The sequence below is a fragment of the Sandaracinobacter sp. genome, assembly GCF_041909755.1.
Taxonomy (GTDB): Bacteria; Pseudomonadota; Alphaproteobacteria; order Sphingomonadales; family Sphingomonadaceae; genus Sandaracinobacteroides.
Window position 1 is genome coordinate 1 of the sequence record NZ_JAYRCW010000109.1, and the last position, 7215, is coordinate 7215.

The window sequence follows — 7215 nt, forward strand, 5'->3', positions numbered from 1 at the left end:
TCGAAACCGCGACCCGCCGCCTCGATGCCGCACCGCCCGGCACCATCGGCTTCATCGCCCATGATACCGGCCCCAACCCGAACAGCCTGTGGGAACGGGCCGGCCGCTGGCTCTACACCCGCATCATCCCCACCCTCCTCACGCACCAGGCACATGGCGGCGGCTATGCGCACCTGTTCCGGACCGCGCCCTACAAGGCGTCGGGCGGCTATGATCCGGCGCTCTGGCCCTATGTGCTGAAGGATCATGAACTGGTGCATCGCCTGTGGAAACAGGGCCGCATCGCCTATGCGCAGGATCTCTGGGTCCAGCCCTCGCCCCGCCGCGCCGACCGGAAGTCGGTGCGCTGGACGCTGCCGGAACGCATCCTCTACCACGCCACGCTGCCATCGCAGAAGGACTGGTTCTTCTACGATTATCTCCGGCCCCGCTTCATCGCGCGCGGCCAGAAGGACACCGTCCTGCGCCAGCAGAGCTGGGCCGCCCCGAAGGACTGAGGGGTCCGCCCTCGCATGGCTCCCCCGCGCCCGCACGGCTTGCCGCGCGCCCGCCGCGCGGGCAACAGTCGCTGCCGATGACAGCAGGCGTCCTCCTCCTCCACGGCCATGGCCGCACCGGCCTTTCCATGTCGTTCCTCGCCTCGGAACTGGCCGACGCGGGCTTCGCCTCCATCGCCCCCAGCTACGGCATGCGCCGCTCCATGGACGAGATCCTCGCTCATCTTGCCCCCCGCATCGCCACGTTCGAAGCCACGCTGGATGGCCCGCTCCACATTGTCACCCATTCGCTGGGCGGCCTCGTCGCCCGCGCCCTCGTCAACAGCAGCCGCCCGAAACGCCTCGGCCGCATGGTGCAGCTCGCCCCGCCCAACCAGGGCTCCGAACTGGCAGACATGCTGTTCGACATGAAGCTGTCTGCCGCCGTCCTCGGCCCGGTCGCGCCCATGCTGCGCACCAACCGGCTGCGCAGCCACGAGGCGCTGTTCGGCCCGGTCGATTATGAACTGGGGATCGTCGCCGGCGACGTCAGCGTCAATCTGGTGCCGGAAAGCATCCTGCCCCGCCCGAACGACGGCAAGGTGTCAGTCGCCGCCACCCGGCTTCCCGGCATGGCCGACCATGTCGTCGTCCACGTCCCCCACAGCCTGATGCCCTTCCACCCCGACAGCGTCGGGCAGGCGCTCGCCTTTCTCGATGGCGGCCGGTTCCGCCACCAGGGCTGAGGCCCGCGCCAGCACCTCCGGCAGCCGCGCCTCGTAATCGGGCGGGAACACCCAATAGGAAAGGCCGCTCGTCCCCGGCCCCGGCGCCAGCCCGCGATCCTTCGCGCCCAGCCCGAACATCAGCTGGATCAGCACGTCGCTCGCCGCCCAGGGGTCCATGTACCAGAAGCCGTGCGATCGCGCCCCCACGCCCTTCAGGTCACCCGGCCGCACCCGCACGATCTCCAGCCCCAGCTCCCGGTTCGCCTGCTGCAGGAAGCGGATGTCGCCCGGCGACAGCTCCTTCAGGTCGGGCCGCCCCGCGCGCGAGCCCCGGTTCAGCACCTCGGAAAGCCGCAGCGCCGAATCCTCCATGTTCAGGCCCACCGTCACCCGGTCGGGCAGCCCCGCATAGTCGCGCAGGTCGCCCACGAACCCCCTCAGGTCGGCGTCCGGCGCGGAATGATGCACCTGCCCCAGCCGCGGATCATAGCCGCGCTGACGGCTCAGCGCGGCCACCCGCGCCAGCCCGTCGGATGCGACCGTCCCCCCCGCCGAATAGCTCAGCACGTCGATCCGCCGCACCCGCGTGTGCGTCGCCAGCAGCTCCACCAGCCGCGCGAACTGCGGCGCCGCGCCAAAGGCCGTGTCGATGTCGCGCGGATAGACCAGGAAATTCTCCGCCGTCGGCCAGGCGAACAGCAGCACAACCGCATTCTGCCCGGTGAAGTGGCGCAGCTGCGCCGCCTGCCCCGCCGCCCGCTCCACCGTGGAATTGGCGCCATGCACATAGATGATGATGTCCGGGTCCAGGCTGCGCGACAGCGCCTCGTCCACCAGCCCCAGCCAGGCCCGCATCGAAGGATCCAGCACCGGCCCCGCCGGCGGCACCTCCTCGTCACCGGGCAGTGACGCCAGCTCCGCCATCCGCTCCAGGATCAGCTGCGGCCGCCGCTCGCCATCCTCCCCGAACGACCATTCATAAACCCGGTCCCACGCCGTCCCCTCGTCGCCGATGCGGATGGTCGTCACCCCCAGCAGCAGGTCGCGGCCCGGCGTGATGGCATGGGTCCGGTCGTTGCGCGGCCCCAGCGCCAGCCGGTTGGTGGCGTAGAACAGCTCGATCCGGTTGTCCCGCCGCAGCGTCGGGTTCGCCTCGAACAGCGCATTGCCCGATTGCCGGAACGCCGCCGGCACCGGCATCAGCCGCATCGGCGGGTTGTGGAACGCCATCACGATGGTCACCAGCAGCCCGATCAGCGCCAGGAATCCCACCCAGCGCCAGATCCGCCGCCTCGGCCCCGGCGTCTTCGGCGGCTCGCCCGTCCATTCGGTTTCCGTCATCCCGCCTGCATGCCGCAGCGCAGCGCCCCCCACAAGGCAGGGCGCGCCACACCCCGCGTCCATTTCGTCGATTCTGTCCAAGACCGCGCCGCCCGCATCCGGCAAATGCCGCCGTCGAGAGGGGTACACCCACCAACCACATCAGGAAGTGTACCGAAGATGCTGTTTCATTTGTCCACCGATGCCGAAGATCCCCAGCGCGTCGCAACCGTCCTCGCCGAAATCATGGGCGGCAAGGCCACGCCCTTCCCGCCCGTCGCAGAGGGCAGCTGGGTCGCCCACGCGAACGACGCCACCAACACCCTGGTCGAGGTCTATCCCGCCGGCACACTTCTCGTCGAAGGCCCGGACGGCACCGTCGGCCTGCCCGGCCCCTCGCGGCAGCGCTCGGCCGTCCACTTCGCGCTCGGCACCAGCCTGTCGCGCGATCAGGTCTATGCCATCGCCGCCCGCGAAGGCTGGCCCGTCGAAACCTACAGCCGCGGCGGCATGTTCCGCGTGATCGAACTGTGGATCGAAGGCGCCCGCCTCGCGGAAATCCTCACCGAGGAGATGCAGCAGGAATATCTCGACGCCGTCCGCCTCGATCGCTGGGAACAGGCTCTCGCCGAAGGCCCCGCGCCGCACGCGAAGGCGGCCTGACAAGTTCGTCACGCGCGCCCCGCCATCCGGGCGGGGCGCCAGCGTGGCCCCGCTCCATCCCGCAACCACATCGTCACGCAACCACATGGGGGCAAACCATGCGCGTCATCCATCTCCCGGCCATCCTGCTGATGGCCTTCCTCGTCACCACGTCCGTCCGGGCCTCCTCCCCTCTCAGCGACGGAACGCAGTCCGAACTGCTGCTCTGGGCCCTCGCGAACGTCGGTGTATGCCTGCTCGTCACCTGGCTCAGGCGGCGGGCCGGCAGCATCCGCACGCTGGCCTAGGGGGCAGGGGCGCACCCCACGCGCACCCCCCACAGCCGGCAGCCGGAACCGAAAGGGCGGCAGGGGAATCTCCCCCGCCGCCCTTCCCTTTTCCGGCCGCAAGCCCCACCTCAGCCGCCGCGTCCCGCCCCCTTCCCTCGCGCGCGGAACATAGGTAGAACAATCACCCATGAGCCTCACCCACATCTCCGTCCGCGGCGCCCGCGAGCACAATCTGAAATCCGTGGACATCGACCTGCCGAGGGACAGGCTCATCGTCATCACCGGCCTCTCCGGCTCCGGCAAATCCTCGCTCGCCTTCGATACCATCTATGCCGAAGGCCAGCGCCGCTATGTGGAAAGCCTCTCGGCCTACGCCCGCCAGTTCCTGGAACTGATGCAGAAGCCCGATGTCGATCATATCGAGGGCCTCAGCCCCGCCATCAGCATCGAACAGAAGACGACCAGCCGAAACCCCCGTTCCACCGTCGGCACCGTCACCGAAATCTATGATTACATGCGCCTGCTCTGGGCGCGCACCGGCGTCCCCTACAGCCCCGCAACGGGCCTTCCCATCTCCGCGCAGACGGTCAGCCAGATGGTCGATCGCGTCCTTGCGCTGCCCGAAGGCAGCCGCCTCATGCTCCTCGCCCCCGTCGTGCGCGGCCGCAAGGGCGAATACCGCAAGGAAATCGCGGAGTGGAAGAAGGCCGGCTTCCAGCGCCTTCGCGTCAACGGCGCCGTCGTGGATATCGAGGACGCGCCCACGCTCGACAAGAAGTACAAGCACGACATCGACGTCGTGGTGGATCGCCTGGTCGTCCGCCCCGACATCGCCGGCCGCCTCGCAGAATCCTTCGAAACCGCCCTCAAACTGGCAGACGGCCTCGCCGTAGTCGAAATCCTCCCCTCCCCTTCAGGGGAGGGGCCGGGGGTGGGGCCGGGTGCAGAACCGGGCGCGGCAGTGTCGGGCAAGCCCGAAGCCAACGAGGCGATCACCTTCTCCGAAAAATTCGCCTGCCCCGTCTCCGGCTTCACCCTCCCCGAAATCGAACCGCGCCTCTTCTCCTTCAACGCCCCGCAGGGCGCCTGCCCCACCTGCAACGGCCTCGGCGAACGCCTCTTCTTCGATCCCTTCCTCATCGTCCCGAACGAGGCGATCTCGCTGAAGGACGGCGCCGTCGTCCCCTGGGCCAAATCCTCGCCCCCCTCGCCCTACTATATGCAGGTGCTCGGCTCCGTCGTCCGCGCGCTCGGCGGCACGCTCGATCAGCCCTGGGCCAAGCTGCCGGAAGAAACGCGTGACGCCATCCTCAACGGCACGAAGGGCAAGCCGATCCCCCTCGTGTTCGAGGATGGGCGCAAGCGCTACGAGGTGATGAAGCCGTTCGACGGCGTCATCGCCAACCTCGACAAGCGCTTCCGCGACACCGAAAGCGCGTGGATGCGCGAGGAACTGGGCCGCTACCAGGCCTCCGCCCCGTGCGAGGCGTGCGGCGGCGCCCGCCTGAAACCCGAAGCGCTCAGCGTGAAGATCGCCGGCGAAAGCATTTCAGACAGCACGCGCCGCTCGGTCGCAGAGGCCGCGCACTGGTTCCAGGCGCTCCCCGCCCACCTCACCCCCAAGCAGCAGGAAATCGCCACCCGCATCCTCAAGGAAATCAACGAGCGTCTCGGCTTCCTCGTCAACGTCGGCCTCGGCTACCTCAGCCTCGATCGCACCTCGGGCACGCTGTCCGGCGGCGAATCCCAGCGCATCCGCCTCGCCAGCCAGATCGGCTCCGGCCTCTCGGGCGTCCTCTATGTGCTGGATGAACCCTCCATCGGCCTCCACCAGCGCGACAATGATCGCCTCCTCGAAACGCTGAAGCGCCTGCGCGACCTCGGCAACACGGTGCTGGTGGTGGAGCATGACGAGGATGCGATCCGCACCGCCGATCATGTGGTCGATATGGGCCCCGGCGCCGGCCGCAACGGCGGCGCCGTCGTGGCGCAGGGCACGCTGGCAGACATCCTGAACAACCCTGCCAGCCTCACAGGCGATTACCTCACCGGCCGCCGCAGGGTGGAGGTGCCCGCCACCCGCCGCAAGGGCAACGGCAAGCGCCTCACCATCACCGGCGCCCGCGCCAACAACCTGAACAATGTCTCCGCCTCGATCCCGCTCGGCACCTTCACCTGCGTCACCGGCGTCTCGGGCAGCGGCAAGTCCAGCTTCGTGATCGACACCCTTTATCCCGCCGCCGCCCGCCAGCTGAACGGCGCCCGCATCCACGCCGGCCCGCACGACAGCATCACCGGGCTCGAACATCTGGATAAGGTGATCGACATCGATCAGTCCCCCATCGGCCGCACGCCCCGCTCCAACCCCGCCACCTACACCGGCGCCTTCACCCACATCCGTGACTGGTTCGCCGGTCTCCCGGAATCCCAGGCCCGCGGCTACAAGCCCGGCCGCTTCAGCTTCAACGTGAAGGGCGGCCGCTGCGAAGCCTGCCAGGGCGATGGCATGCTCAAGATCGAGATGCACTTCCTCCCCGACGTCTACGTCCAGTGCGACGTCTGCCACGGAAAGCGCTACAACCGCGAAACGCTGGAGGTGCAGCACAAGGGCCACTCCATCGCAGACGTGCTGGACATGACGGTCAGCGACGCGGTGAAACTGTTCGAAGCAGTCCCCCCCATCCGCGATCGCCTCCGCATGCTGGAAGAAGTCGGCCTCGGCTACGTCCACGTCGGCCAGCAGGCGACAACCCTCAGCGGCGGCGAAGCCCAGCGCGTGAAGCTGGCAAAGGAACTCTCCCGCCGCGCCACCGGCCAGACCCTCTACATCCTCGACGAACCCACAACCGGCCTCCACTTCGAGGATGTCCGCAAACTGCTGGAAGTCCTCCACGCACTGGTGGACCAGGGGAACACGGTGGTGGTGATCGAACACAATCTGGAGGTCATCAAGACCGCGGACTGGGTAATCGACCTCGGGCCGGAGGGCGGCTCCGGCGGCGGAGAGATTGTTGTGGCGGGAACGCCTGAGCAGGTGGTGGCGAGCGGGCACGGGTTTACGGGGGGGTATTTGGCTGGGTTGTTGGGGTAGGGGCTGGCACACCATCGGAGCCCTTGGCCCCAGCTGTCTCGAGCTACGCTTCGCCACTGGAGAGTTTGGCTTGTGGAGCAGTTCACATAAGTCGATTGACCCCGCAGTCATTAGCAGACATTCTTGAACTCGCTCGATACAAGTATCAGGAAGTTTGCGTGACTCACGACACTCCAAAGCTCTTTGTCTCATATTCTTGGACTAGCGAATCACACAAGAACTGGGTCCGTCAACTAGCAGAGGACTTGTGTGCCAATGGTGTCGATACGAGAATTGATATTTGGCACTGCGCGGAGGGACAGGATCTGCACGCCTTTATGGAGTCGATGGTTCTGGACGATAGCATACAGAAGGTCCTTATAGTCTGCGATAGTGAGTATGTAGCTAAGGCTAATGCCCGACGCGGCGGGGTTGGCATTGAGGCAAGAATCATCTCCCCAGAGGTCTATAAAAGGTCCGATCAGACTAAGTTTGCAGGCTGTATTCTGGCAAAGGATGCACAAGGGGATGCAGAGCTTCCTGTATATCTCAAGGGTCGCCTAGCCTTTGACTTTACTGATGATGACAATTATGCGGTAGTGCTTCACAGGGTTGTGAGATGGGTTTACAATAAACCATTTGATGTCCAGCCTCCCATTGGACCAACTCCTCCATTCTTGAACGAAAAT

General features: G+C 66.7%; 5 protein-coding genes and 1 pseudogene. 5 read left to right on the plus strand and 1 reads right to left on the minus strand.

Features of this window, described 5'->3' with window-relative positions:
• A pseudogene (locus tag ACE3O8_RS12015) lies at nt 1-497 on the plus strand (hypothetical protein); the annotation flags it as partial.
• Between the two features lie 584 nt (nt 498-1081).
• Here ACE3O8_RS12015 and ACE3O8_RS12020 read toward each other — a convergent pair.
• The gene (locus ACE3O8_RS12020) at nt 1082-2545 is read right to left on the minus strand and encodes an alpha/beta hydrolase (RefSeq protein WP_374390054.1); all 1464 of its coding nucleotides are present in this window, start codon (nt 2543-2545) and stop codon (nt 1082-1084) included.
• A gap of 159 nt (nt 2546-2704) precedes the next feature.
• Here ACE3O8_RS12020 and ACE3O8_RS12025 point away from each other — a divergent pair, with 159 nt between their 5' ends.
• From ACE3O8_RS12025 to ACE3O8_RS12040, 4 genes are all read left to right on the plus strand, one after another.
• Nucleotides 2705-3187: a hypothetical protein gene (locus tag ACE3O8_RS12025; protein WP_374390056.1), complete on the plus strand. Its 483-nt coding sequence runs from the start codon at nt 2705-2707 to the stop codon at nt 3185-3187.
• 98 nt (nt 3188-3285) lie between these two features.
• The gene (locus ACE3O8_RS12030) at nt 3286-3474 is read left to right on the plus strand and encodes a hypothetical protein (protein ID WP_374390058.1); all 189 of its coding nucleotides are present in this window, start codon (nt 3286-3288) and stop codon (nt 3472-3474) included.
• 169 nt (nt 3475-3643) lie between these two features.
• Nucleotides 3644-6547 (plus strand): excinuclease ABC subunit UvrA, encoded by a 2904-nt coding sequence (uvrA, locus tag ACE3O8_RS12035; RefSeq protein ID WP_374390060.1) that lies wholly within the window; start codon nt 3644-3646, stop codon nt 6545-6547.
• A 158-nt stretch (nt 6548-6705) separates the two neighbouring features.
• The coding region (locus tag ACE3O8_RS12040; RefSeq protein ID WP_374390062.1) for an SEFIR domain-containing protein at nt 6706-7215 on the plus strand (510 nt) is incomplete at its 3' end.